The following is a 26,076-nucleotide window of genomic DNA, read 5'->3' as shown; positions in this document are numbered from 1 at the left end:
CAGCGGGCAGCGCGGGTTCCCTGAATGTCAGCCTTTGCGACCGATCTTCGGCTCGGTGCCTGCAGCAAGGCGCGATATATTTTCGCGGTGACGCCAGAAGATCAGCGCAGCCATGAACAGCGCCGCAGCCGCGATCATGCCCTTGCCCATCAGCAATGCGACAAGCGGCGATGTCCCCACCGAGACGAGCGCGGACAATGAGCTGATGCGGAAGATCGCGGCACTCAGCAGCCAGATGGCGCAGGCCGCAAGACCAAGCGGCCAGTACAGCGCGATCAGGGTGCCAAGGAAGGTTGCCACCCCTTTGCCGCCACGAAATCCCAGCCAGACCGGAAAGCAATGCCCCAGCAGAGCGCCCGCCCCGGCCAGCACGGCGGCCGCTTCGCCACCCAGCCAGCGGGCAAGAAGGACGGCGATCGCGCCTTTTCCGCTGTCCAGCAGCAGTGTGGCAAGCGCGGCGCCCTTATGCCCCGTGCGCAGAACATTGGTTGCGCCGATATTGCCCGAACCGATCTGGCGCAGGTCCCCCAGCCCAAGCAGGCGCGTGATGACGATGCCAAAAGGAACCGAGCCGAGAAGATAGCCGAGTACTGCCCAGATTGCCGCGCTCATCCAAAGACCCTTTCACCGCCGACCCAGGTGCCCAACACCTTGCCCTGCATTCGTGCGCCATCGAAAGGCGTATTCTTGGATTTCGAAAGCAATGCGAAGCGGTCCAGCACGAACGGCGCGTCGGGATCGAAAAGCACCAGATCGGCCGGCGTGTCGACGGCCAGCCGCCCGGCATCCAGCCCGAGCCGGCGCGCCGGGTTCAGCGACATGGCGCGGAACAGCTGCGGCAGGCTGAGCCCGCCCTGATGATAAAGGCGAAGTGCCGCGGGCAGAAGGGTCTGCAGCCCGACGGCACCCGGCGCAGCTTCCGCAAACGGCAGACGCTTGGATTCTTCGTCCTGCGGGGTGTGGAAACTGGCGATCACGTCGATTTCGCCATCAGCAACCGCTTCGACCAACGCGGCGCGATCATCCTCGGCGCGCAGCGGCGGCGTGAAGCGGAAGAAGGTGCGGTATCCGCCCACATCGAATTCGTTCAGCGTGAGGTGGTGGATCGAGACCCCCGCCGTCACGTCGAGCCCAGCCTTGCGCGCGCGCCCAAGCGCCGGCAGCGCGGCGGCGGTGGTGATCTGATCGGCGTGGTAGCGCCCGTTCGTCATCGCCACCAGCGCCAGATCGCGTTCCAGCCCCATCAGCTCTGCCAGTGGAGAGACATCGGGAATGCCATAGAGCGACGCGAATTTGCCCTTGGTCGCGGCTGCGCCTTGCGAAAGCGTCGGCTCTTGCGGGTGGCCGACAATCAATGCGCCCAGCCCGCGCGCGTAACCAAGGCAGCGATTCATCAGCTTGGTATCGCGGATCACCCGAACCCCGTCGGTGAAGGCGACGGCACCGGCATCCATCAGGAACGCCATTTCGACCATCTCACGCCCTTCGCGGGCCTTGGTCAGAGACGCCATGTGGCGCACACGGACCGGCGCATCGGCAGCGCGCCGGGCGACGAATGACAAGCTTTCGGGTGTGTCGATGGGCGGCTGTGTATCGGGCCGCACGATCATCGTCGTAACACCGCCCGCAGCCGCGGCGCGTCCGGCGCTCGCATAGGATTCCTTGTGCCGCTCTCCGGGTTCGCCGATCTTCACGCCCCAATCGACGATGCCCGGCGCAAGGCAGCGTCCGCGGCAATCTATTACCTCGGCGCCCTCGGGCGCGGCCTCGTCGCGGGCGGCGATGAAGCCGTCGGCGATGGTCAGGCTGCCAGGCGCGTCGGTCCCGGCCTCGGGGTCGATCAGACGCGCATTCTCGAAATGCAGGATCATGTCGCGGGTCCTCTGGCGTCGTCCGAGGGGCTTGGGGCGGTGTCGCCGCGCTGCATCCGGCGCATCAGCGCCATGACGCGGTCGGCCTCGGGGATGAAATGGAAGCCGGCGCGATTACGCGGGTTCCGGGTTTCGGGCCCGAACAGGATCGAGGGCGGATCGCCCGCGACATATTCCATCGGCGTTCCCGCGTCGATGGGATAGCTGAGCAGGCGGCGGCCCCGGATCGGCATGTCCGTTGCCACGATGGCGCGGCGGTCGGTCAGCGTATACCAGCTGCGAGAGCGGATATAGGCGGGCAACAGGACGGGCCTGGCCATTTCACGAAGGCCCGCGAACAGGAAAAACAGACCGAATAACGAAAAAACAAGGCTGCCCTGTGCGGCATTCCACATCCAGAAAAGCGAGAAGCAGGTCATGAAAAGGCCGGGCGCAGATTTCGCCAGATCGCCCGGCGCGAAGCGGAAGCGGCGGTCGGGTTGGCCCTGCCACAGGATCTGCTCGCCCGGCTCCAGAATGCCTTGCCAGCCCGGATAATCCGTCGAGCCGTTTTCCGTGTAAACGCTTGGGCGCTGCTCAGACATAAGTGCCCTCGGCCATGGCGCGGCCGCGTTCAGCCCGCAGGTTGCGCGCAAGCAGGTCCATCGCGGCCATACGCACCGCCACGCCCATCTCGACCTGGTCCTGGATCACGCTGCGGTTGATGTCATCGGCAATCGTTCCGTCGATCTCGACCCCGCGATTCATCGGCCCCGGATGCATGACGATCGCATCGGGCTTGGCATGGGCCAGCTTCTCGGCATCCAGCCCCCAACGGTGGTAGTATTCGCGCTCGGACGGGATGAAACCGCCGTCCATGCGTTCCTTCTGAAGGCGCAGCATCATGACCACGTCGGCGTCGGCAAGGCCTTCGCGCATATCTTCGTAAATCTCGCAGCCGAATTCGCCGGCGCCCGCGGGCATCAGCGTCGCCGGACCGACAAGGCGGATGCGGCTTTCCATCTTGCCAAGCAGGATCAGGTTCGACCGCGCAACGCGGCTATGCGCGATGTCACCGCAAATGGCCACGGTCAGGCGATGCAGCCGGCCCTTGGCGCGCCGGATCGTCAGCGCATCCAGAAGCGCCTGCGTCGGATGTTCATGCCGCCCATCGCCCGCATTCAGCACGGCGCAGTTGACCTTCTCGGACAAAAGATCGACCGCGCCCGATTGCGGGTGGCGCACCACCAGCAGATCGGGCCGCATCGCGTTCAGCGTCAGCGCCGTGTCGATCAGCGTTTCGCCTTTCTTCACGCTGCTGGTCTGCATCGACATGTTCATTACATCCGCCCCAAGCCGCTTCCCTGCCAGTTCGAAGCTGGACTGGGTGCGGGTCGAGTTTTCGAAGAACATATTGATCTGCGTCATCCCGGCCAAAGCGTCAGAATGCTTGATCGTGCGCCGGTTAAGGTCGACATAGCTGTCCGCAAGGTCGAGAATGCTGGTGATTTCGGGCGGTGAAAGCGGTTCTATCCCCAACAGGTGGCGGGCGCGGAATGTCATCGGAAACCCCCTAGCGGTCTTGCGCCTCTCTATCGCAAACCGGGCGGGCTGCGGCAAGGGCCGGACTTGCCGGCAAAGCCTGCGCAGCCTAGTTTCACGACATGGAATCGGAACTGGTATGGCGCGGCGCCGAGATCGACGGCTGGACCGCACTGGCGTTGCTGGAATGGCAGCGAGAGCTTGGCGTGGACGAGCCGATGCTGGATGCGCCGCTGGACCGCACCGATCTGCCAGCGCCGCCAAAGCCCGCGGCCGCAGCCGCGATCGTGCCCCCGGGCGCTAACACGACCGCGAACACGGCTGCAACCTCGGCGCCTCATGCGGCAGGACTTGACCTTCATGCGGACGCCCTGAAAGAGGCCGAGGCGCTGTCCGCCCGCGCCCGGAGCCTTGACGATCTGGCCGAACTTCAGACTGGGTATGATGGGCTGCAACTGAAGCGCGGGGCGCGCAATTTCGTCTTTGCGGACGGCAATCCGGCGGCGCGCGTGATGATTGTCGGCGAAGCCCCCGGCGAAGAGGAGGACGCGCAGGGCAAGCCCTTCGTGGGGCGCGCGGGGCAATTGCTTGACCAGATGCTTCGCGCCATCGGCATGGGTCGCGACCTGCCGGATTCGACGCGCGCCGTCTATATCGCGAATGTCCTGAAATGGCGTCCGCCCGGCAACAGACGCCCGAATGCTGACGAAATTTCCCTGTCCGTGCCGTTTCTGCGCCGGCAGGTCGAACTCGCTGACCCCGAAATCGTGGTGCTGATGGGCAACACGCCCTGTGCCGCAGCGCTGGGTCGTGAAGGTATCACGCGCCTGCGCGGCACATGGACACAGGCGTTTGGCCGCCCTGCCCTGCCGATGACGCATCCGGCCTATCTGCTGCGCAATCCCGTCGCGAAAAGAGAGGCATGGGCTGACCTTCTGTCGCTGGCCGACCGGCTGAAGCTTTAGCGGCGTCCGATCAGGAGGCCGGACCGATACGGCGCGACTGTCCACGAAGTACAGGCACAGCGGCACCTGTCTGCGTGGCACTGCGCAAGGTTGGCGACGGACCAAATTTAGGCGGGGCCGAAAGGTCGCGCGCCGGGTCGCCCGCAATGTGGGCAGTGACAGCAGAGAAAACGGGCGGACGCGCAGCTTCGGTCTGCGCAGCATGATGCGTGGCCGAGGTGGCCGGCTGGGCAGGCGCTGCCATATCGGTCCGCACAGCCCCGGACAGCCGACGCATTCCCCCGGCACCCTGACGCGCCAGACGGTCAAGCGCATCGGCATTGCGCCGGGTATTGTGGTAAATGCCGATCAGAACAACCAGTACGGCCATCACCGCACCGATCGTCAACAGCCCCGGCGCAGCAAGGTCGAGCATTGCCCGCCACCCCTGATCGCGCAACGCCCAGATGCGCCGCGCCAGCGTTCCAAGGCCGGCGGCGGCCCCCAGCCAAAGCAGGATTTCGACAAATTGGATCAGGCGATAGCGAATATTAACTCTCATGGCGCGATCAGTACGAATATTCCGCGTAGATGCGATTCAAATCTCCGTGCCATTCGCCGTGATATTTCGCGAGAAGCTCGTCCGCCGGCGTAATCCCCGTCTCGACGCTTTCCTTCAGCGCGTTCAGAAAATGAGTTTCGTCGGGAACCAGCCCGCCCGCGCCAGCGCGTGCGCGTGACTTGAGGCCCGCCTCGGCGATATTCACCGCTTCTCGGGCCAGATCGTGCAGCTTCACGCCGTCCGCCTCGCCCTGCAATGCATCCTTCGCGGCGGCGCGACGCAGGCCCTCGCGGGTTTCGGCAGTCAGCCCCTTCACGAGATCCCATGTTGCATCAAGCGACGACTGGTCATAAAGCAGCCCGACCCAAAGCGCTGGCAGCGCACAAAGCCTGCGCCACGGGCCGCCATCCGCGCCCCGCATCTCGATGAATTTCTTGACACGCGCCTCGGGGAAAACGGTCGTCATGTGATCGGCCCAGTCCGACAGCGTCGGCAGTTCGCCCGGCAGCGCCGGCAGTTCACCTTTCAGGAAATCCCGGAAGCTCTGCCCAAGCGCGTTGATGTATTTCCCGTCGCGATAGACAAAATACATCGGCACATCGAGAACGTAGTCGACCCATCGCTCATAGCCGAAGCCATCCTCGAAGGCGAAAGGCAGCATCCCTGTCCGCGCCGGATCAAGGTTCTGCCAGATATGCGCGCGCCAGCTTTTATAGCCGTTGGGCTTGCCATCGAGGAAAGGCGAATTCGCAAACAGCGCCGTCGCGACCGGCTGCAGCGCCAGCGATACCCGCAGCTTCTGGACCATATCGGCCTCGGACGCAAAATCGAGATTAACCTGCACGGTGCAGGTGCGATACATCATCTGCGTCCCAAGCGTGCCGACCGTCTTCATATAGGGCGTCATCAGCGCATAACGGCCCTTCGGCATCATGGGCATCTGATCCTCGCGCCAGATCGGGGCGGCACCAAGACCGATGAAGCCCGCGCCGATATGTTCGGCCACTTCGCGGACCTCGGCCAGATGCTGGTTCACCTCGTCGCAGGTCTGATGGATCGTTTCCAGGGGCGCGCCCGAAAGCTCCAGCTGTCCGCCGGGTTCCAGGCTGACATTGGCCCCGTTGCGCTGCAGGCCGACGATCTTGTCCTGTTCGAAAACCGGGTCCCAGCCAAAGCGCTGCTGCAGGCCTTCAAGCATCACCTTGATCGAGCGTTCCCCATCATAGGGCAGCGGCAGCAGGTCATCCTTGCAATAGCCGAACTTCTCGTGCTCGGTCCCGATGCGCCAATCGTCGCGCGTCTTCTCGCCCGAGGATATGTATTCGGCAAGCTGCTCGCGCCGTTCGATCGGGCCGCCGCCCTGCTGGGGAATGGACATATCTGGCCCTCGTTTGGTTCTGCTGACAGGTGGCGCGGCCAGAGGCCTAAGTCAACCCGACTTAGGCAGCGTAGCCGGGGCCTGCCAGACCACACGCAAGGATGGGCCGCCTTTCTGCGCCAGCGCGGCAGAAACCCGCCCGAGATCAAGTCCCGGCAGCGCTGTAAACGCGTCGGCAAGCTGCTCGGCCCCTTTGGCCTCGACCGGGATCAGCAGCGCCTCTCCGGCCCGCGTCCGAAGCCGCCAGTGATCGCGTCCGTTCAGCCTGAGCAGCCGTATCTCGGCCAGATCGCGCAGCGCGACGGTGCCGCCGAGCGCGCGGGCGGCGTAATAGCGGATAGCACCCTCATCGACCTCGACGACTCCGGGCGCTGCGATGTCGTGCAAAAAGGCCAGCCGCCGCCAGCTGCCCAGCATCCAGACTGCGCAGATCGCGAAGCAAGCGAAACCGATCAGCGCGAAGAACCAGCCGCCCCGGCTTGCAATCCAGCCGGACAGCGCGATGCCCAGGGCGGACGCGATGAATTCGCGCCGCGGGGCCAGCCAGCGGGCCAGTTCGGGGCGGATCAGTCCCATCGGTTCAGCGCGTCTTCATCCGCAGCCTTCGCCTCGACCCAATCGCCGGGGCCGTCGGGGCCGATCTCTCGTTTCCAGAATGGGGCGCGGGATTTCAGATAATCCATCAGGTATTCGGCCGCCTCGAATGCCTCGGCACGGTGGCGGGCGGCGGTAGCGACGCACATGATCGCCTCGCCCACGGACAAACGGCCGTAACGGTGGATGACGGCAAGATCGGTCAGGTTCCAGCGGGCCTGCGCCTGTTCCGCAATCGCGGTCACAGACTTCTCGGTCATGCCGGGATAGTGTTCAAGTTCCAGCGCCACCATCTGGCCAGTGTCATCGCGAACGATCCCTGAAAAGGTCACGATCGCCCCTGCCCCCGCACCGAAGCCGTCCAGCAGCGCGGCCAGTTCGAACGGCGCGGGCTGGATGCGGATCAGCATCAGCCGCCCGTCATCGGCGGAAAGAACGCGACCTCACGCGCGTGATCCAGCCGGTGGTCGAAATCGACCAGTTCCTGATCGACGGCGACGCGATAGGATTTCACCTCGGAAAGCGCGGCCTCGTATCGCTCGCCCCGCGCGACAAGTTGGCTGACCAGATCGCGCACCGTCTCGGCCCCGGTCTCTATCTCTTCGCGCGGCTCGCCGATGCGTTCGCGTATCCAGGCGAAATACAGCACATCCAGCTTCATTTCGGCCCCCGCAGGTAAGGCATGGCCTTGCGGAAATAATCCCATCCGGTCCACGCGGTCAGCCCGGCCGCGATCCAGATCAGGATCAGCCCGATAAAGGTCGCGATCGAGGACCACCGCAAATCGCCCGGCAGGCCCGTTTCACCGACCAGCGGCGGGCGACCATGTTCGACATAGGCAAGCCCCGTGCCCAGAAACAGCACCGAGATCGCAACCATCTGGGTCGTTGTCTTCCACTTCGCAACCTTGGTCACGGCCAGTTCCGTCGCCTTATCCCCAAGCGATTCGCGCAGACCCGACACGAACACCTCGCGGAACAGGATCACGGTTGCGGGCAGGATCAGCCACGGGTTCATGCCGGAATAACCGGTGATCACCACAAGCGCGATCAGCACCATCGCCTTATCGGCAATCGGGTCCATCGCCGCGCCGAAGCGGCTTTGCTGGTTCCATGCCCGCGCCAGATAGCCGTCGAACCAGTCGGTTATGGCGGCCAACAGGAACAGAGCCAGCGCCGCCCAATCCGCCCAGGGGCGGTGGAAATACAGAAACATCAACGGCAGGCCAGGTGCCGCGATCAATCGCAGGATGGTCAGGATATTCGGTATGGTCCAGGTCATGCGTGCAACCTAGTGATATTGCCGCGTCGCGGGAAGAGGTTACAGGTCAAGCCGGTGCGGGGTACGGCCTTCACTTTTGCGATAAGGCCGAAAGCCCATCGCCTGATAATAGGCGAATGCCGGCGCGTTGTCGTCACCGATGCTGGCGTCGATATGTCGCAACCCCGCACCCTGCGCCGCTGCAAGCGTTTCCGCGAACAGCCGCCGCCCAATGCCGCTGCGCCCCGCATCGGGACGGATATGGGTGCCGATCATCCCCCAGCCAGGCGCGACGCCATATTCATTGTCGGGTCACGCGGTGCCAAGCCACTGAAAGCCCAGCACCTTGCCTTCACGTTCGGCAATCGTCAGGCGGATGGTGTTCGGATGGTTCAGATACAGCGCGCGCATCCGGTCCTCGTCAACGGCGGTCTTGCGCAGGCCGGCATCGAAAATCGCGTTCTGAACGGCTGCCATGCCTGCGGCATCGTCGGGGCGCGCGCTGCGCAGGGTGATATCGGGCATGGTTTCCTTTCAGGGGCGGATCTCGACTTCGGTGCCGATGCGGGTGGCGGCGAAAAGTTCTTCGATCTGGTGGTTGTCGATGGCGATGCAGCCTTCAGTCCAGTCGCCCTTGACGCGATAGCCCTCGGCGATCTGGTTGGGCTGGCCGTGAATGAAGATGTCGCCGCCGGGGCTGTAGCCGCCGTCGCGCGCGCGTTTGCGGTCGTCGGCCTGCGGATAGTCGATGCCGAGCGACAGGTGGAACTTGCTGCGATCATTGCGGCGGTCGACCTTGAAAACGCCCTCAGGTGTCTTGCCGTCCCCCTGCTTGACCTTGTCCCCATCCGGCGCAAAGCCGAGCGCAATACGGTATTCGCGCACCAGATCGCCCTTCTGATAGACCGTCAGCCGCCGCGCGCCCTTTTCGATCAGGATGCGGTCGATATTGCCCTGAATGGGCCGGGTCAGATCCGGCCTTTCCGGACGCGTGACGGGTCGCTGCGGGTCGGGACCGACGGGCGTGCGGATCGTTTCAGGACCCAGCATCGACCAGAGCAGCCAGCCGATCAGCAGCAGAAACAGCAGACGCAGCAAGTTCGTCCCCTATTGCAGATCGGCGAATGCGGATTGCAGCCGTGTCACCGCCGCTTCGACATTGGCGAGCGGGGTGGCGAGGTTGAAGCGCAGAAAGCCCTCGCCCCCCAGCCCGAAAGTCTCGCCCGCATTCGCAGCGATCTTCGCATCCTTCGCAACCCGCGATTTCACCTCGTCCGGGGTCATGCCGGTGCCGGACAGATCGACCCATGACAGATAGGTCGCCTCCAGCGGCATGGATGACAGACCGGGGATCGCATTCACCCCGTCGTCGAACAGCCGCCGGTTCGCATCAAGGTAAGGGATAAGCGCATCCACCCATGCCGCCCCTTCCGGGGAATAGGCAGCCGTCACCATGTCAGTGCCGAACATGCCGGTGGACAGGCCCAGCCCCAGCATCTGCGCCTTATAAGCCGCGCGCAGCTTCGGATCGGAGATGATTGCGTTGCCGACATGCGCGCCCGCAAGGTTGAATGTCTTGGTCGCCGCCGTCAGCGTGATCAGCCTGTCGGCAATATCGGGGGCCGCATTGGCCATGACCGTATGCTTGTGGCCCGGCATGACCAGATCGTGGTGGATTTCGTCACTGACCAGCAGCAGGTCATGGGCCTTGCAGAAATCGGCGACCTCGCGCAGTTCCTGTGGCGTCCAGACCCGCCCGCCGGGATTATGGGGGCTGCACAGGATCAGCATTTTTTCGCGGCCCGTCAGCAGCTTTTCCCACGCCTGCCAGTCGAAGACATAGCGGTCGTCTTCGCGGGCGAGCGGAAACTCGGCAACCTCGCGGCCCTGCGCCCGGATAACGCGGGAAAAGGCGTGATAGACCGGCGTCATCAGAATTACCCGGTCGCCCGGATCGGTGAAGGCTGCAATCGCCAGCGCGGTGCCGTTCACCAGCCCAAGTGCCGTGACGATCCAGTCGGGATCGATTTCCCAGCCGTGCCGGTTCTGCATCCACCAATGGATCGCGGGCAGATAATCCGGGTTCTGCGACGGATAGCCATAGACCCCATGCGCGACCAGCCCTTCCAGCGCGCGCTGCACCGATGCGGGCGGGCGGAAGTCCATGTCTGCCACCCACATCGCCAGACCACCATCAGCGGGCACGCCATAGACGGCTTCCATATCGTCCCATTTGTTGCAGTTCGTGCCGCGGCGTTCGATGATTTCGTCGAAATTCGGTGTGGTCATGTGGGCCTCCTGTCCGTGACATGGATAGGCGGCTTATTGCGCCGCGCCAAGCCTTCGCCTAGATCACAAGCATGACAATACGCCCGATCCTGCTGCATCCCGATCCGCGCCTGAAAAAGGCCGCCGAACCCGTCGCCCGCATCACCCCGGAAATCGAGGCGCTGGCGGCGGATATGCTGGCCACCATGTATGATGCGCCGGGCATCGGTCTGGCGGCGCCGCAGGTCGGCGTGCTCAGCCGTCTTTTCGTGATGGACGCCCAACGCGACCCAGAGGCAGAGCCGCGCCCGATGGTACTGATCAACCCGGAGATCACCTGGGAATCCGAAGGCGAAAACGTGTACGAGGAAGGCTGCCTGTCCATCCCCGATCACTATGCCGAGGTGACGCGCCCGGCAGAGGTCAGGGTCAGCTGGCTAGGGCTTGATGGGAAGCAGCACGAAGACGAATTCGACGGGCTGTGGGCCACCTGCGCCCAGCACGAGATCGACCATCTCGACGGTGTGCTGTTCATCGACCATATCAGCGCCATGCGCCGCCAGATGATTACCCGCAAGATGGTCAAGCTGAAGCGCGAACGCGCGCGCGAGCAGGCCTGATGCCGACACGGCCCTTCCTGCCTTACACGGACAAACGCCTGCATACACCCGCCCAGCCGGTCGAGGCGGTGACGGAATCGGTGCGGATGATCTGGGACGACATGGTCGACACGATGGAGGCGATGCCGGGCGTGGGTCTGGCCGCGCCGCAGATCGGGATCATGCTGCGGCTGGCGGTGGTCGATGCCTCGGACAAGCGCGGTCAGGCGGTGCGGATGGCGAACCCCGAAATCCTGCACGAATCCGTCCAGTTCCGCGACCATGACGAGGCAAGCCCGAATCTGCCCGGCGTCTTCGCCCGCATCACCCGTCCCCGTGCTGTCACCGTGCGCTTCCTGAACGACGCCGGAGAGGTCGAGGACCGCGACTTCGTCGGGCTTTGGGCGACCTCGGTCCAGCATCAGATCGACCATCTGAATGGCAAGCTGTATGTCGATCATCTGACGCCGCTGCGCCGCAAGATGCTGGTCGCGAAATCGGCGAAGCTGTCAAAGCGCGGATAGGCCGACCGGGACCAGCCCCGGACCCCGGGACATTTGAATCAGAATGAAAGAGTGCGCGATGCGGGTTATTTTCATGGGAACGCCCGATTTCTCGGTTCCGGCATTGCGCAGGATTGCCGCCGCGCATGAGGTGATCTGCGTCTACAGCCAGCCGCCGCGAGAGGCGGGGCGGGGGCAAAAGCCGCGACCGTCCCCGGTGCAGCAAGCCGCCGAGGAGCTGGGTATTCCTGTCCGTCACCCTCGCAGCCTGAAGGGCGAGGAAGCGCAGGCAGAGTTCGCGGCACTTGGTGCCGATGTGGCGGTGGTGGTTGCCTACGGGCTGATTCTGCCGCAGGCGGTGCTGGACGCACCACGCCTTGGGTGCCTGAATATCCATGCCTCGATCCTGCCGCGCTGGCGGGGGGCGGCGCCGATCCACCGGGCGATCATGGCAGGCGATGCAGAAACCGGGGTGGCAATCATGCAGATGGAGGCGAGGCTGGATACCGGCCCCGTGCTGGCAGAAGCTCGGACGCCGATCACGCCCGATCTGACAACGGCCGATCTGCATGACCGGCTGTCAGAGATGGGCGCGGACCTTATCGTCGATGTGCTGGGACGGCTGCCTTTGCCGGCGCAGCAGCAGTCCGACGACGGCGTCACCTATGCCGCCAAGATCGACAAGGCCGAGGCCCGGATCGACTGGACCAGACCTGCGGTCGAGATTGACCGGCAAATTCGGGGCCTGTCCCCCTTCCCCGGTGCCTGGTGCGACATCGCGGGCGAAAGGGTCAAATTGCTGCGGTCCCGGCTGTCAGAAGGCGCCGGACAGCCCGGCGAGGTGCTGGGTGGTTTCCGTATCGCCTGCGGCACAGGCGCCATCGAGGTGCTGGAGGCCCAGCGCGCTGGAAAGCGCCCAATGCTTGCCGCGGAAATCCTGCGAGGGCTGACCCTGCCTGCGCGAATTGATTAAGCGACAGTCCCTTGCGCGGGTCAGCTACTGGCCCTAAAAGGGTCGGCGTCGCGGGTGTAGCTCAATGGTAGAGCAGCAGCCTTCCAAGCTGAATACGTGGGTTCGATTCCCATCACCCGCTCCAAAATTCCAAGTCTCGCGCACCTGGAAACACCAGAAATTGCTGTAATTTACTGCTATTAATGGAAAATTAACCCGCATCAGCCTAGAAGTATGCATCAACAATTGCATCAACATTCGGGCTGTTCAATGGGCATCACGCGGCATCGTAATCACTTCTACTTCGTCATGAGGGTGCCGCGCCGGTTTGCGCATATCGACCCGCGGGCGCAGGTGCGTCGGGCGCTGTTCACCGATTCTGAGCGCGAGGCGCACTCGAAAGAGCCAGCAATCCGGGCCGAGTTTCTGACCTATTGGAAGGCTCTCGCAGCCGGCGAACATGGCGATGCCGCCACGGCCTTCGATGCGGCCAAGAAACTGGCTGCCGCACGGGGGTTCAGGTATCGGCCCGCCGCCGATCTGGCGGCCGATGCAAGCCTTGAGGAAGTCCTGACGCGACTTGAGGCACTGATCCGGCCGGATGGTAGTTATGCGCCGTTGGTGGAGGGAATAGCGCTGTTGGGTGGCATCGAGCCACCAGCGACAAAGATCACCGAGGCCCTGCGCGAAATGATGGAGTTTTCCGCAATCGACCGGCTGGCCAAGTTCTCGGACGACCAGCGAAAGCGCTGGCGGCAGCCGCGTGAGACCGCTGTTGCTGATTTCGTCGCCGTTATTGGCGAAGACCGCCCGATACTGGAGATCACTAGGGCCGATGCTCAGGCGTTCCGCAAATGGCTGGATGGCCGCATCACCGGGCCAGGCAAGTTGACGCGCAACACGGCCAACAAGAAAATCGGTTTTCTTTCCGATCTGTTCAGCACATGGACCGAATATCACGCGATCAAGGCGGAAAGCCCCTTTGCCAAACTGCGCTTTCGCGACGACCAGCGCCGCACGAAACGGTTGCCCTTCTCGGCTGACTGGATCAGGCAGCGACTGCTGGCGCCCGGCGCTCTGGATCGGATGAACGAGGAGGCGCGCGACGTCTTGCTGGTGATGGTCAATACCGGCGCCAGACCGAATGAAATCATTGGCGCCGGGCTGGCCGATTTCGCGGTTGATGCCGAAATCCCCTATCTGGATATCCGCGAGAATGAAAACCGGGCTGTGAAAACCGAAACTTCGCCCCGGCAAATCCCGCTGGTGGGGGTATCGTTGGATGCCGCCCGGCGCATCGTGGCGCGAGGCGGCGTAGCGCGCTATGTCGGCAAGTCCGACAGTTGGTCGGCGGCGGTTGGCAAGTATCTTCGCGAAAACGGCTTGCGGGAAACGCCGCAGCATTCCGCCTATTGTTTGCGCCATAGTTTTGAAGATCGGATGACCGAGGCCGGGGTCGATGACCGGATCAGGGCCGAATTGATGGGGCACAAATACCACCGGCCGGATTATGGCCGGGGCGGCTCGATGGAAAAGCGGGCCAAGGTCTTGAGGCCGATTTCGTTCTAGTGCTGCAGGCCAGCACATAAAATCTAATCATCTGTAGAAGCGCTTTCGCGCATCACCCAGTCGGATGCAATTTGCGCTTGACAGGTGGCCTGTCGACTCTGTTGGTCAATTGCTCTTTTTCTTGCAGCCCAAAGGAAGCTGAATGAACGTAAGCCTGACGCCCGCGAATGAAACTGCGCTTCGCATCTCTGCCCGCCCCCTAAGGCGCGAAGCGGCCGACCGGCTGGACCTGAAGGAAAACGATGGCGCGAATGCCGCCCGGCTGATCGGCGCCTATGCCATGGCCGTTGAACAGGTGGAAGCGGGCGGCGCCACCGATCCCGAAGCCGTCACCCGATCCGGGGCGAGAAGTGCCGCCAAGGAAGGCCGCCAGTTCCATGCCGTCAAACAGGTGGATTTCTGGCGCCGCCTTGATCGGGCGATCAGCGGCGGCCGTGTCACCATTGGGGCCAAGTCCATCAGTCACCGTGACCTGATGCGCGCCATTGCCATTGACGGGCTGTCAGTGGCGCAACTAATCGCCGCCATGGGCTTCGCCCGGTCCAATGTCCGGCAATTCAAGATGCTGGCCGGGGTTGTGGACGCCGCAACCGCCATGGCCGTTGAATTGGGCATGATGGAAGCCCCCGAACCGGCCAAACAGGAACCGAAACCGAAAAAAACAGCGGACCCCAAAAAAATGCGTTGACAAATCGCGCTGCGTTCTGTTGCTCGTTATCACGTTGCGATAGTGCGCCCGGCGAAAGGGGACGCCGGTTGAAGGCTGCGACAACGGGGCTTGTGGCGGCGCGAGCTAGGAGCAGATGCCTGCCGCTTAATTCTGAAAGGTCCAGCCGCGCGAACCGCGATCGCTAGCATCAGAGAGCCTGGGCAGGACCTGTCCGGTATTAGCCCTAAGAAAGCGCCCGTCCCGAATTCGTTAGCCATCGCCGAAACGCTTGACGATATCGAACGCAAAAACATGAACCACATGCCCCGGATGTTTGACAGCTCAACGCCATGACCGCCGCAATCACAACTTAGGTACCCGGAACATGCGAACCACCGCCAAGGCGCCCTTGGGTCCTTCCCAAGCTTCGTAGCGTGGGGTCATTTGCAGGCGCGCTGCACAAGACGATCTGCAGGCCTCCAACACTGGCGGTTTCGGTTGCGGTTGTTGTTGTAAACCCTGCTGCTAAGCATTGAAGCACTATCGGGCTTCTCGCCTTCTCGCGTCAACCAACTGATCGAGGCGGGAAGCGGTCGTTCGCGCGAGTACAAACACACTGAGCAATTCCAACAAACCGGACGCTCGAATCCCAATCGCACCGCCACATGCCGTCGCGAAAGCGTTCTCCGGATCAGGCTCCGACCGGACTTTCTCGTTGTTTTCGAAGGGTTATGAGGGTAGGGCTGAGCACTTGCCCCGTCGCCGGTGGCCTAGAAGCGGTTTCTGCAGGCCAGTATTCTCCGGACCTCATGACTGCCCGTTTTGGTGAAATCTTTACAAACCATTGAATTTGCTACGGTTAAATACTTTCCTGTTGAACGCTTCGATTTCAGGGGCACGCCTCGAGAAGGAACCGAAATCGAACGATATCCATGTCGGTGAGGGGGCGGGGTGAGGGTTCAGCAGCCGCATTCCTTAATCCGTAGCGACGATCCCGCTTGAAATACATCCCCCCCTTCACCGATCTCAATGCCGACCGTCCGCGCGAGCAGCCAGGCCGCGAGGCGATCAGTTGTGGCACTAACCTTATCCGGCTTCCGCAATGCGCACTCCCACACTGTGGCCACTCGCCATCCGTCTTCGAGGAGTTTTGCACCAACGGCGCTGTCCCTAGCGACATTCGCCTCAAACTTCTTCCGCCAGAACTCCGGCCGGGTTGCCGGTACGGTCGCGTAGCGGCACCCCTCGTGTCGGTGCCAGAAGCAGCCGTGCACGAAGACCACGGCCCGGTGCTTCGGAAGGACAAGGTCCGGCCGGCCGTGAACCTTGCCGGAATGAAGCCTGAAACGAAAACCGCGCGCGTGCAATGCCCGCCTGAGAGCCAGCTCTGGCTTGGTGTTCTTTCCCCTGATCCCCGACATCATCCGGGATCGGGTCTGCTTGTCCACGATATCGGTCACATCCGTCCTGGTCTTCGTCCCTGAACCTGGTATACACCGGCTGAATGAAATTCGTCAGGAGCATGATTTGCCTGCCACTTTCGGCATTGTCGATCTGTTCGCCGGCCCGGGCGGACTTGGCGAGGGGTTCGCTTCCCTCGTCGAGGACGGCCATGCGCCGTTCCGGATCGGCATTTCGGTCGAGAAGGAGGCGTCGGCCCATCGGACCCTGACACTGCGTGCCTTTCTGCGCGAGTACCGTGCACGTCATGGCGTCTTGCCGAAAGAGTTCATCGATTTCCATTCCGGGCTGGCATCCGAACCGAACTGGTCAGCCGTCGATGCCGAAGCGTGGAAGCATGCCATCGACGAAGCCCGCGCGCTCGAGCTCGGCACCGGGGCTGCGGCGACCGCCATAGATGGCGCCATCGCGACGCTGAAAGCGAAGTACGACGACACGATCGTGATCGGCGGCCCGCCCTGTCAGGCCTATTCCCTGGTGGGACGCGTTCGCTCCAGAGGCAAGGTCGGTTACGTCCCGGAGGAGGATGCGCGGCACTACCTCTTTCGCGAGTACATCCGGGTCCTCGACAAGCTTCGCCCGGCCGCCTTCGTTATGGAAAACGTCAAGGGCATGCTTTCGTCGACCGTCGAGAGCCGGCTTGTCTTCGAGATGCTGATGGAGGATCTGTCCTCGCTCGGCACGGGCCATGCCCATCACTACGAACTTCGTGCCGTCCGGGTCGAGGATGGCAAGGCCAGCCTGCAGGAGGCGGCACAGCCTTCGGATTTCATCGTGCGCGCCGAGGCGTTTGGTGTTCCGCAGCGTCGTCACAGGGTGATCATTGTCGGGATCCGTTCGGACCTCGCAGGACGGGCCGCCGATGCGGAGATCGCTGTGTCCGGGATGGCGAGGACCGTCAGCGAGGTCATCGAAACGATGCCCGCCTTGCGAAGCGGTATCAGCCGCGGGCGCGACGACGCGGCTGCCTGGCGCGGAGAGGTCCTCGACGCCGCAAAGCTGCTGGCCGGCATCTCCAAGGGGAAGGAGAAACGTGCGCTCCGCGAAGCGTTCCTGACCGTTTCGGAGCGAGTGAAGGAAAACCCGCCTATCGTTCGGGCCGCGTCACGGTTGCCAGACGGCTACGGCACTTCGAACGATGAGTTGCTGCAGTGGATCGAGCGACCGGAACTTCGCGCGATCGCCCAGCACGAGACGCGCGGGCACATGACGTCGGATCTGGGTCGCTACCTGTTCGCTGCCGTGTTCGGGACCGTTCGTGGCTACAGCCCGAAGGCCGCCGATTTTCCTCTGGTGCTCAGCCCCGATCACCGCAACTGGCACAGCGGTGTGTTCAATGACCGCTTCCGGGTTCAACTGGCGGACGAGGCATCGACCACGATCACGAGCCACATCTCGAAGGATGGCCACTACTTCATTCACCCCGATCCGATCCAGTGTCGTAGCCTGACTGTCCGCGAGGCCGCTCGTCTACAAACTTTTCCCGACGATTACCTGTTCCTCGGCAACCGCACGCAGCAGTATGTCCAGGTTGGCAATGCCGTACCGCCGTTTCTGGCTCGCCAGATCGCCGAACTGGTCTTGTCGAGTGTTGCTGGGTGAAAGAGATTGCTGCGGCTCACACTATCTTCAAGCAGTAGGTTGAAGATGATCTACTTGCGGTGGTGACTGGAACGTCGCCGCAGGTCTTCGAAAGAACTACCTCGAGGCGACGTCTGTAGTCTAGTGGCATCCTCTCGCCCACAACGACCTGCTTGATGGCTTCGAAGGGATATCTACGCAGGATCGGCAATTCGTCCTTACGGCCAGACTGCACCAATAAACGTCGTTCGCGCTCGTAGCTCCATTCGGTAGGCTTGGTGCCAAAGGCGTGCCGCCAGATATCATGCATCATCCTGACTGCTTCAGCGCCAGCTTCTTCGTACATCGGGATTTCCGCCTTCAATTCCTTCCTGCCTTGGTACTCGATCGCCGTCGTCGTCTCATCGATAGCGATCTGGCTGAACCAGTCTTGATCCCAAGCTATCCCGTAAACTAAACTGTCTACAGTGGGCGGCGTCTGAAGATAGGCCACATCGAGCAAGTAGCATTCCGGGTCGGCATCCGCGACCAAGACTTCGTCGAACACGAGGCAGAACCCGCGAAGACCATCACCATAGTGGGACCACATTAGCAAATTGTCCTGTTCGGAACCGAAGCAGGCAATGCGAACACCTTGCCGCATTGCTCCAAATGGTGGCGCATAGTGCTGACACTCGTCAAAGTAATCTTCCATGTTCTCAGAGAACGTTTGATCAGCCATCAACTCGTCGACTGAATTCGCCGGAAACCCCCATGCCGATGCAGCGGCAAGAAATCTCTCTGGTTCGACCCTTGGATCGGGAATTCCCTCGTAGATGTTGCTCCAGAATTCGAATGGATCATTGTATGCTGAGTAGTGCTGACAAAAAATCACCCCGTTCTCCAGGTTCTGGAGAGCGTACTCGGTTGGGCCACTGAACTTGTATAGCTTTCTTTTTTCGTCAGGTCGCATCGGCGTTCACGTCAGTTGAAAAGCCTTCACCTTGAAGCTTTCTGAGCGCACTCATGGCAATCGCACACTGCTTGTCCGACGGCATCTTGCCCGGGATTGCGGCGCAGGTTTCCAGAACCCCATTTTCTCTTGGAGACAGAAGCCCACGTTCCCGTGCCCAGTTTCGTGCGTCTGCCCAGAACGCGGCGCCGAGCCTGTGCACCTCGAGTTCTGCCTCGACGCTGGTCTCGACAGCCTTGTCCGAGCGGGCCTCTCTCGTCCGTTCATTTGCCAGATCCGGGGAGAGCAGAACACGGTCGAATTCCTCCGGATAGCTCAAGTCGCGATCTTCCAGCCCCTTCCAGCAAGCCTGTTTCTTGGCCCATTCGCTGAAGTTGCGCACGCCCTCGGGCGGGTGCGTGATCACGTCCTGTGCTTCTGCCGCTGCCACCAACAAGGCCGCCTTCAAGTCGGGAGAGACATCCTGGTATCTCCAGACCTCGTCGAGATCGACGACCATATCCCGTTCCTCTGCATCATGGAAGAGCTTGGCAATTGCGTAGGTCACAATGTTGGCGCGGTAGCCGCCTTCGTACCATTCCGCACCCGAAACCAGCTTCTCGGTAGCCCGGAAGATGATGGCCTTCGCGATCAAGCGCTTGAACCAGAGCTCATCGAACGCCACTCCTTCGGAACCCCAGCGTTTGCCGATGTGTTTGGCGAATTCCGCGAAGTTCTTCTGCGCTCCGAGGCTCACGATATGCGGCATGCAGGCCCAAGTGTTCTCGAACTTGGCAAGGTCGGTCTTCGTGAGGAACTGAGATCGCGGGAACTCGGCATCGAACCTCTTGCGCTCCGCAATGGTCCTGCGTGCGCGTTCGTCGGCATATTGCCCCCGTGCGCGCTCGTAGAACCATTTGGTGTCCCGATACCCGTCTTCTCCCCGCGCCAGGACCTTGCGCGATAGCTCTTCTGTCCGGATGTGGAAAGGATGGTTGGCGAAGAAGTCCGCGGCGTTCACCTTGTTCTGGCTGTTTGCGTATTCCGAAATGCGCGGGACCACGAGTTCGGATTGTTCGCGCGGCACGATGGTCAGCTTCATCTGGACGTGGACCCAATCCAACTGCTCGGCAAACGCCTTTCGCGCCGCGTGCAGTGAGGCAGTTGTCTGACCGCCGTTGACGATCTGGAGATTATCCGCCCGCACCAGCTGGAGGCCCTGATCGGTCTGTTCCATCTCGATCGCGTCGGCCGTCGCACTAAGGCCGTTGTTGTAGGAGAAGAACATGTGCGGCTCATCGCGGATCGTGTTGCGAATGCCTTGGTTCACCTTGCCGCGTGCCTGCAGAAAGCTTCTGACGTTGGCCTCGAGCAGGCGCGGTCCCCACTTGTCGTAGATGGCCGCCAGCTGTTTTCCGGGAATGACCGCCAGGTAACTTTCGAGCGCACTATCGCTTCCGGAGGCTGCAAGAAGGGGAACGCTCCCGCCGAAATCCCTGTCGAAATCGATGATCAGGTTCGCCCGCGCCTGCCCCTGCTCCATGTATTGCTTCAGGCGCTTCAGGTCCCAAACACTGAGGGTGACAGGTCTGCCATCAAGATCCTTCACGTTTGCCGCATCGGCACGGGCGCGAAAGTCGGCGTTGGTCACGATGATGAGTTTGACCTTCTCGACATCCTTCCAGGTCGTGGCGATGAGATCGGCCACGCCGAACCCGGCACTTGTCTCTTCCAATTGCTCTCGGAAATCGGTCTTCAGGCTTGAAACAACGAACCTGTAGAGTCGCTGCAGGAGGCGCTGAATCTGATCCTTGTTCTGAACACGCACCTCGTCGGAAAGCTCGAAGTCGCATAACACGAGGCTCAGGACGCCATCGCCATCTCTTGGGTCGCCACCGTAACCGTCGATCCGCAAGGGGTTGCTGGCGCCACCGCCCTCGAAGTAAGCCCTGTTGGCTCCATCCAACTCCCCGGCTTCGGTAAGCAGATCGCCTACCTTCTCGAAAAACGCCTCAACCGTCACAAGTCCGAGGACGTCCGCATCGCCCTGGATATCGGCGATGAGTTCATGATGAAATTCTTCGAGATCACTCATTCTCAATCCCCTTCCGGATCACGTCGATCAGATCACCTTCCAGTTTGAACGGCTCGCAGGCATCGAGAGCGATCGAATACCTGACGTTCTCTACGCCTGGCGCAAGTGGCGCGGAAATCCGCGGGAAACCCTCTTTAACCTCATAATCGGTCGCAGCGCCGAGAAGCCATCGCCTGTCGTCGTAACTGTTCTCGGGATCATATCCTGTCGAATAGAGCGTCTCTTCCCACGTTTCGAACACCGCGCCGTCTTCTTCGATCATCTCGGCCGTCATTCTCACGTGATCATGCAGGCTCTGACCTTCCGGCAGGACGGCCGACGCCACATTGACCACGCGCAGGCAAAGGCGGCTTCCTTCGACATCAGCAAGTTGGTCTTCCGACGAAATGGTCACGAACGGCTTTGCCGCCACTCGCCTTGCCTTCACCTCGACACAGCTTCCGATTAGCTCGAAATCCTTGGCGGAACCGGTCGGTCCGGTCCACGCCTCGATTGCAGTGTCAGGTCCGAAAGCCGAAACAAGGTCCCGAAGGAAGGCCAACTCGCCGACAAGCCCCCGCTGCTCTTCAACGGATAAACCGTTTGTCTTTCCGCCACGCAGAAGGTGATACCAGCGCCGCGTGCGTTGAAGCGCTCTCGCGAGCGCTTCGTCGCGATCCGTGCCGGCTTCGCCGGCCTCGACTACATCCCGGCAAAGAGTTTCGAAGATCTCGACCTGACTTCTTTCCTTCAGGCCGAGAACGAATGCTGCTCCGCCCGAAACCGGTCGGAAGGAGGCGACGAGGTTCTTCAACTTTGGCAGACGTGGTAGTGGTTGCGGCAGGCCGGGCAGCTTCAACATCAGGCCGGGCATGCCGGCGTCCAGCACAACCCAGAAGAAATCGAAACAGCCCGCTACATCGACCCTCTTTGCTTGGTCTGGGTCGAGACCTTTCCAAGGATCACGAGGCTTCAAGAGCTGCCTCCTGATCTTCGTCTTCGTCTTCTTCACCGAAGAGTTCCCGATAGCGTACCGTATTCACCACGTATTCAACGCGTTCGGCCGGGCGAGAAGAAACTGGAAGGCTTATGCCCCACGCCACAACGGGCTCAGCAGGGATCAGGTCGACTTGCTTGGCATCTTCCTTTCCATCTGGCGCCTTCGCCTTGACGAAATGGAGAATGAATAGGCCGCGATCTCTTTCGCGGCGGTAGATCGAGTCCGGATAGTTCACGCGTTCACCGTCTGTCTTCCCGTTTTCTTCCCGATACCGCGACTCGGCTGCCTCAGCCCTTGCCGGGTCTACACCAGCCTTCTCGATACCCCGAGACGCGACGCGCATTCGCTTCCCGCTGAATGACATGAAATCATGTTGCAGATCGTGCAGGTCCACATATCGCGTCGCGGGCACGATCGGCATGCCTAGCGTTCTGTCGGACTCGCCTTTGGTTAGGCTGGGCACTAATACATCCCAAGTTTGCAACTCGTCCGAACTTCGCGCATCGATGTATTTTCTGACCGGGTCCGGGTCAGTCGTTACGCTCTGCTCGGCGTTTCGCCACGCGGCAAGAAATTCGTCTATGAACTGGACCGGTACGCCGCGATACAACACCCCCCAAGACGATCGCTCCTCCTCTAAGCCCGCGCTCTTAAGCTTTAAAAACAAAGACTTGGCCGCATCAATATTCGCGGAAAGATCGGCCGATCTAATGCTTACTCTCGATGTCTCGACAAACTTGTTAGAGAGTCCGATCTGCGTCGTGACCTTTGTTCCCGACCCCATCTTGTTGCGTGCTGTGACGAGCAACGAAGCTGGATGACTTCGCACCGCCAGACCGAAATCCCTGGGAGTGGCTGTCGGAACAGCCGCCATATCGTGAATTTCTGAGTGCAATTCCTCTGTCGCGTTCGCAATGTATGCGTACCATCCAATAGCTTCGGCTGGCATCCATATACGGCAAAGATCTTCGTATCCGGTCCGATACCCGAACCAACGCCCCATCTGCATGAGGGTATCGTACATCTTCGTGTTACGTAAAAACCAGGTTACCGTCAGCCCCTCGAGCGTTAGTCCGCGCGATAGAGAAAAACCGCCGACTGCAATGTATTTTCTACCCGCTTTGCCACGAATTTCATCGGGATACTCCAAGACATCTTTCGACTTGTAGTTCACCAACACGACCTGTGCTGCGGCTATTGCCTCATGCAGCGCAACCTGAATCTCATCCCATGAGGAATAGGTCTCTTTGAATTCGCTTTCCCACACCTCTTTCAAAGCTGCAATCTCAGGGTCTGCAATTCCCTTGCTACCAGTTGAGCCGTTCACTCTGACAGCATTCTGAATCCTTTGAAGTACTTCATGCAACCGATTCCGCAGCTGTGATTGAATAGGGTTCCGAAAGCTTGCGTTCACCAACATCGAGCAGTGTTTGTGCTCTTGGTTTCTTAGCTTACGAATAGCAGCAGCCAGCACGAAGGCGCGAACAGCTCTCACCAACGAGGCCGGCAGTGCTTCCACGAAAAAATCCTGTGGATGTTTGACGGGAAGCACATCTTCATTGTCGTCGACATACCTCAACCAAGTTGGCTCCTCATCATCGGGCAAGCCTTCGACAAAGACTTTTTTGCCGCCAAAATAATTGGATGGCGCATCGAGGCCGATGATAAAGTCCTTCGGAAACAGGTCTTCCGCCAGCATTTCATCGTCTTGGTCAGGGTCGATGAAGATATTCGCGAAAGGAGTTGCGGTATAGCCGACATAGCAACTCCGGTGGAAAGTGTTCAGAAGCTCGCGGATCAACCTATTTGTGGTTGTGACTTCCTCCTTATTGTACATGGTATTGATCGAAGCGTTGTCAGCCTCGTCATCAATGAGCAGCATAGGCTGATCAATCATCTCACGGTCGCCGCGAGCACTATTGTCCTTGAGCCATTGCAGCAGGTTGCGGAGTGTATTCGACTGCTTCTTGATCACGAGGACGACAGGAACCTTGTAGGAGTCAATCTCGCTCGTGTTAGTTGAGGCCGTGGCCTTGTTGAAATCCCGTAGAGTGTTGGTAAGGCTGACCGGTGTGTTGTTAGGGTCGAAATGGCCGACGCCGATAATGTGTTTTGCACCCCCCTTCTTGGTTTCGTGGGACTTTCCGGTATCACGACCAATGAAGCCCTCGTCGATCCGGGCCTGTGTCTGGTTTCGAAGGTTGTTGTGAATACCCGCAATAACGATGATCAGCCTGTACCCTGCATCAGCCGCCTTGCAGATCAAGCCCGTATAATTGGCGGTCTTGCCGCTTTGGACGTGGCCAACCACCATGCCGCGCCGATCCCACGGCACATGCTTCTCGGGGTTGCCAAGACGGCTGAGGATTTTATCCGTAACCGTGTCCGTGGAAATCACAACGTCTTTCGGCAGGCCGTTTTGCAACAGTAGTTTCTGGTAGCGGTTCCAGTAGAACGGCTCGATCGACGGCTTGGCGTCATCCAGCCAAGGTTCGAAATCCTCGCTGTCGACCACCGCGCCAAGGCCTGCCTTGATCCCCTGCTTGTGCTCGATCTCTCGCGCAATCTGTTCGAGATCTTCATCATTGAGCCCCGGCGGGACTAACGCAGCAACTCCCCGGATCATCTTGCGAAGCTCATCTTCAGACTTCCGAGCCTGATTGAACAGGCCGCTTTCGACCATGTTCTTCACCGTCTCGATTGCTTCATTCATCAATTCGCGCCCTTAAGAAATCCCCCAGCATCGGTGCCGCGGCTTCCCACCGCACTCGCAAGAACGGGTTGCTCTGCATCGTGACCGACAGAGCCTCGGAGGACACACCGTTTTCCATCAGTGTCACTGCAAGGGAATAGACCAACTCTTCGAGGTCAGTTGCTAAAGTTTCGTCAGCCGTGACCGCTTCCGCGTTCCCGACGAGTTCAGCATGCAGCGCCTCGATCGGTAGACCAGACCCGACGATGCGCAGGCAACGTTCGAAACCATCTCGCAGCTCTTCTGGCAACTGACGGGAATATGTTCGAAAGACTGGGTGCTCCAAGTTGGGGCGGAAGATGATCTGCCCATCCTTTTGCACCCGATTCCAGATCGGAAAACGAGTCTCATCGACGAGCTTTTGGCCTCGGCTGCGATAGGTGCGCTTGGATGTACCGACGAACCTTTCCACCACCTTCTTCAGTCGCTCACGCACCACCGGCGGAAGTTGGGCTGACGCCTTCTTGACGTCGATCTTCCACTCGGCGTCCATCGTATTCGGGATATCGACGGCGATCCGGCAGAGCTTTGTGAGTTCGGTCTGGCGCGCGAGGCCCAGCCATCCGCCCGCGATGATTAGACGTTTCTCGCGGTAGACATACAGACCCTGAGACTTCAGATGCCCCTCAGGACCGCTAATTTCTTCCCACTCTTCCCGGCTCATCCGTTTGTGATGGGGAAGCGTGTGGCATCTGATCAGGACGTCACCCTGACGCAGGCGAAGCACCTCCTCCGGGTCCTTCTGTGTGGCCGCATGAGACGTTGCCATAGGGTCGTTGGGTTTCAGCAGACGACCGTTGAGTGAAAGTTTCAGCCGTGGCTTGGCACCCTCCATAAAGCGATGAAACACCAAGCGCAGATGATGCTCTGCACGGGACAACTCAGAGTTCATGTGCTCGGCCCGCTTAACGCGGTCATAGGTGTAGCCGCCACTCAAGCGATCAAGTTTCTCCCAGATGACAACCGTTCCGTTCTCCGCAAGGAGATCGTGCCCGGTCACTAATTCGGGGTTGTCGATGAGTTCCAGGCGCCAGTCGTTCCGTTTCGCGACGCGATCCAAGTCCCATCGCGCACAGGAAGTTCGACCGTCTTTCCGCGTCAGAACCGTCAGACTTCGGCACTGCGAGAAACTTGCACTCTTCAAACCGAGACCGAAACGCCCAAGGTCTTCGGCTGCGCGTTCGTCCGTCGGATTCTTGGAGCCGAGGCGCATAGCTTCGACGAGCACGGCCTCCGTCATGCCCGAGCCGTCATCCGCTAACGCTATCCACGGTTCATCGGCGACGGTGTCGGCGACAAGTTCTATTTGGCGAGCTCCTGCGGTGATCGCGTTGTCGATGACGTCGGCAAGTGCGGTCTCAAGACTGTACCCGAAGTCTCGATGCCCTTCGATCAGCGAAGCAGCGTAAGGGGTCGCATCGACCTCTCTTGAATTGGGTATCGGATTCGTAGCATCTCTCATGGCGTAAATCTTATCGCGCGCTCAATGGTATACAAGCGTCAGCAGAGAGACGACCTAGATTAGTTTACGGCGAGAGAGCCGACTGCTCCGCTTTCGTGGCAAGTTCACGCGAATGGCTGCTTCTGGGAAGAAGCACCGCGGCATC

27 protein-coding genes and 1 tRNA gene are annotated in these 26,076 nt (G+C 60.9%); 8 read left to right on the top strand and 20 right to left on the bottom strand.

The window, feature by feature from the left end; genetic code table 11:
- Nucleotides 1-27: 27 nt before the first annotated feature.
- Genes plsY through FQV27_RS07210 form a run of 4 tightly spaced genes read right to left on the bottom strand, consistent with a single transcriptional unit; the run spans nt 28 to nt 3,413 of the window.
- Nucleotides 28-612: a glycerol-3-phosphate 1-O-acyltransferase PlsY gene (gene plsY, locus FQV27_RS07225; protein ID WP_147097184.1), complete on the bottom strand. Its 585-nt coding sequence runs from the start codon at nt 610-612 to the stop codon at nt 28-30.
- The gene (pyrC, locus tag FQV27_RS07220; RefSeq protein ID WP_147097183.1) at nt 609-1,871 is read right to left on the bottom strand and encodes a dihydroorotase; all 1,263 of its coding nucleotides are present in this window, start codon (nt 1,869-1,871) and stop codon (nt 609-611) included. The genes plsY and pyrC overlap by 4 nt, the downstream gene beginning before the upstream one ends.
- Nucleotides 1,868-2,455, bottom strand: coding sequence for an aspartate carbamoyltransferase catalytic subunit (locus FQV27_RS07215; protein ID WP_147097182.1), 588 nt, complete (start codon nt 2,453-2,455; stop codon nt 1,868-1,870). The genes pyrC and FQV27_RS07215 overlap by 4 nt, the downstream gene beginning before the upstream one ends.
- On the bottom strand, nt 2,448-3,413 hold the full coding sequence (locus FQV27_RS07210; protein ID WP_147097181.1) for an aspartate carbamoyltransferase catalytic subunit: 966 nt from the start codon (nt 3,411-3,413) through the stop codon (nt 2,448-2,450). Before FQV27_RS07210 ends, FQV27_RS07215 begins: the two co-directional genes overlap by 8 nt.
- Nucleotides 3,414-3,514: 101 nt before the next feature.
- Between FQV27_RS07210 and FQV27_RS07205 the strand changes: the two genes are divergently transcribed.
- A complete protein-coding gene (locus FQV27_RS07205; RefSeq protein WP_147097180.1) occupies nt 3,515-4,357 on the top strand; it encodes a uracil-DNA glycosylase in 843 nt (280 codons plus the stop codon).
- A 10-nt stretch (nt 4,358-4,367) separates the two neighbouring features.
- On the opposite strand, the gene FQV27_RS07200 is transcribed toward FQV27_RS07205, so the two are convergent.
- Genes FQV27_RS07200 through FQV27_RS07160 form a run of 10 tightly spaced genes read right to left on the bottom strand, consistent with a single transcriptional unit; the run spans nt 4,368 to nt 10,419 of the window.
- Complete coding sequence (locus FQV27_RS07200) at nt 4,368-4,898, bottom strand: hypothetical protein (protein WP_147097179.1); 531 nt, start codon at nt 4,896-4,898, stop codon at nt 4,368-4,370.
- Nucleotides 4,899-4,905: 7 nt separating this feature from the next.
- Nucleotides 4,906-6,276: a glutamate--cysteine ligase gene (locus FQV27_RS07195; protein WP_147097178.1), complete on the bottom strand. Its 1,371-nt coding sequence runs from the start codon at nt 6,274-6,276 to the stop codon at nt 4,906-4,908.
- Between the two features lie 51 nt (nt 6,277-6,327).
- Nucleotides 6,328-6,852: a hypothetical protein gene (locus FQV27_RS07190; protein ID WP_147097177.1), complete on the bottom strand. Its 525-nt coding sequence runs from the start codon at nt 6,850-6,852 to the stop codon at nt 6,328-6,330.
- Nucleotides 6,843-7,280, bottom strand: coding sequence for a molybdenum cofactor biosynthesis protein MoaE (locus FQV27_RS07185; protein ID WP_147097176.1), 438 nt, complete (start codon nt 7,278-7,280; stop codon nt 6,843-6,845). Before FQV27_RS07185 ends, FQV27_RS07190 begins: the two co-directional genes overlap by 10 nt.
- Nucleotides 7,280-7,531, bottom strand: a complete 252-nt coding sequence (moaD, locus tag FQV27_RS07180) for a molybdopterin converting factor subunit 1 (RefSeq protein ID WP_147097175.1) — start codon at nt 7,529-7,531, stop codon at nt 7,280-7,282. The genes FQV27_RS07185 and moaD overlap by 1 nt, the downstream gene beginning before the upstream one ends.
- A complete protein-coding gene (pgsA, locus tag FQV27_RS07175; protein ID WP_147097174.1) occupies nt 7,528-8,151 on the bottom strand; it encodes a CDP-diacylglycerol--glycerol-3-phosphate 3-phosphatidyltransferase in 624 nt (207 codons plus the stop codon). The genes moaD and pgsA overlap by 4 nt, the downstream gene beginning before the upstream one ends.
- Before the next feature lie 39 nt (nt 8,152-8,190).
- On the bottom strand, nt 8,191-8,406 hold the full coding sequence (locus FQV27_RS19010) for a GNAT family N-acetyltransferase (protein WP_222611673.1): 216 nt from the start codon (nt 8,404-8,406) through the stop codon (nt 8,191-8,193).
- A 36-nt stretch (nt 8,407-8,442) separates the two neighbouring features.
- Nucleotides 8,443-8,655, bottom strand: a complete 213-nt coding sequence (locus FQV27_RS19005) for a GNAT family N-acetyltransferase (protein WP_222611672.1) — start codon at nt 8,653-8,655, stop codon at nt 8,443-8,445.
- 9 nt (nt 8,656-8,664) lie between these two features.
- On the bottom strand, nt 8,665-9,228 hold the full coding sequence (locus FQV27_RS07165; RefSeq protein WP_246133025.1) for a L,D-transpeptidase family protein: 564 nt from the start codon (nt 9,226-9,228) through the stop codon (nt 8,665-8,667).
- 9 nt (nt 9,229-9,237) lie between these two features.
- The gene (locus FQV27_RS07160; RefSeq protein WP_147097173.1) at nt 9,238-10,419 is read right to left on the bottom strand and encodes a MalY/PatB family protein; all 1,182 of its coding nucleotides are present in this window, start codon (nt 10,417-10,419) and stop codon (nt 9,238-9,240) included.
- A gap of 71 nt (nt 10,420-10,490) precedes the next feature.
- Here FQV27_RS07160 and def (FQV27_RS07155) point away from each other — a divergent pair, with 71 nt between their 5' ends.
- The 6 genes from def (FQV27_RS07155) to FQV27_RS07130 all read left to right on the top strand — a co-directional run bounded on the left by def (FQV27_RS07155) (nt 10,491) and on the right by FQV27_RS07130 (nt 14,709).
- Nucleotides 10,491-11,018 (top strand): peptide deformylase, encoded by a 528-nt coding sequence (gene def, locus FQV27_RS07155; RefSeq protein WP_147097172.1) that lies wholly within the window; start codon nt 10,491-10,493, stop codon nt 11,016-11,018.
- Entirely contained in the window at nt 11,018-11,521 is a 504-nt protein-coding gene (def, locus tag FQV27_RS07150; protein ID WP_147097171.1) for a peptide deformylase, read from the top strand. The genes def (FQV27_RS07155) and def (FQV27_RS07150) overlap by 1 nt, the downstream gene beginning before the upstream one ends.
- Nucleotides 11,522-11,579: 58 nt before the next feature.
- Nucleotides 11,580-12,473 (top strand): methionyl-tRNA formyltransferase, encoded by an 894-nt coding sequence (gene fmt, locus FQV27_RS07145; RefSeq protein WP_147097170.1) that lies wholly within the window; start codon nt 11,580-11,582, stop codon nt 12,471-12,473.
- Between the two features lie 50 nt (nt 12,474-12,523).
- Nucleotides 12,524-12,597, top strand: a tRNA-Gly gene (locus FQV27_RS07140).
- A gap of 125 nt (nt 12,598-12,722) precedes the next feature.
- Nucleotides 12,723-14,021: a tyrosine-type recombinase/integrase gene (locus FQV27_RS07135; protein WP_186827244.1), complete on the top strand. Its 1,299-nt coding sequence runs from the start codon at nt 12,723-12,725 to the stop codon at nt 14,019-14,021.
- Between the two features lie 142 nt (nt 14,022-14,163).
- Entirely contained in the window at nt 14,164-14,709 is a 546-nt protein-coding gene (locus tag FQV27_RS07130) for a hypothetical protein (protein ID WP_147097168.1), read from the top strand.
- 920 nt (nt 14,710-15,629) lie between these two features.
- Here FQV27_RS07130 and FQV27_RS07125 read toward each other — a convergent pair.
- Nucleotides 15,630-16,130 carry a very short patch repair endonuclease gene (locus tag FQV27_RS07125; protein ID WP_147097167.1) on the bottom strand — a complete coding sequence of 167 codons (501 nt, stop codon included), beginning with the start codon at nt 16,128-16,130 and terminating at the stop codon, nt 15,630-15,632.
- Between the two features lie 67 nt (nt 16,131-16,197).
- On the opposite strand from FQV27_RS07125, the gene FQV27_RS07120 reads away from it, so the two are divergent.
- A complete protein-coding gene (locus FQV27_RS07120; RefSeq protein ID WP_186827243.1) occupies nt 16,198-17,733 on the top strand; it encodes a DNA cytosine methyltransferase in 1,536 nt (511 codons plus the stop codon).
- Nucleotides 17,734-17,749: 16 nt separating this feature from the next.
- On the opposite strand, the gene FQV27_RS07115 is transcribed toward FQV27_RS07120, so the two are convergent.
- The 5 genes from FQV27_RS07115 to FQV27_RS07095 are packed head-to-tail and all read right to left on the bottom strand — an operon-like array spanning nt 17,750 to nt 25,931.
- The gene (locus FQV27_RS07115; protein ID WP_147097165.1) at nt 17,750-18,664 is read right to left on the bottom strand and encodes a DUF2971 domain-containing protein; all 915 of its coding nucleotides are present in this window, start codon (nt 18,662-18,664) and stop codon (nt 17,750-17,752) included.
- Nucleotides 18,654-20,738, bottom strand: a complete 2,085-nt coding sequence (locus FQV27_RS07110) for an AIPR family protein (RefSeq protein WP_147097164.1) — start codon at nt 20,736-20,738, stop codon at nt 18,654-18,656. Before FQV27_RS07110 ends, FQV27_RS07115 begins: the two co-directional genes overlap by 11 nt.
- The gene (locus tag FQV27_RS07105) at nt 20,731-21,693 is read right to left on the bottom strand and encodes a PD-(D/E)XK motif protein (RefSeq protein ID WP_147097163.1); all 963 of its coding nucleotides are present in this window, start codon (nt 21,691-21,693) and stop codon (nt 20,731-20,733) included. The genes FQV27_RS07110 and FQV27_RS07105 overlap by 8 nt, the downstream gene beginning before the upstream one ends.
- Nucleotides 21,680-24,430: a Z1 domain-containing protein gene (locus FQV27_RS07100; protein WP_147097162.1), complete on the bottom strand. Its 2,751-nt coding sequence runs from the start codon at nt 24,428-24,430 to the stop codon at nt 21,680-21,682. The genes FQV27_RS07105 and FQV27_RS07100 overlap by 14 nt, the downstream gene beginning before the upstream one ends.
- Complete coding sequence (locus FQV27_RS07095) at nt 24,423-25,931, bottom strand: ATP-binding protein (protein WP_147097161.1); 1,509 nt, start codon at nt 25,929-25,931, stop codon at nt 24,423-24,425. Before FQV27_RS07095 ends, FQV27_RS07100 begins: the two co-directional genes overlap by 8 nt.
- Nucleotides 25,932-26,076 lie beyond the last annotated feature (145 nt).

This window comes from Paracoccus aurantiacus, from assembly GCF_007993065.1.
Taxonomy (GTDB): domain Bacteria; phylum Pseudomonadota; class Alphaproteobacteria; order Rhodobacterales; family Rhodobacteraceae; genus Paracoccus; species Paracoccus aurantiacus.
This window is presented reverse-complemented; position numbering and strand designations above follow the sequence as displayed.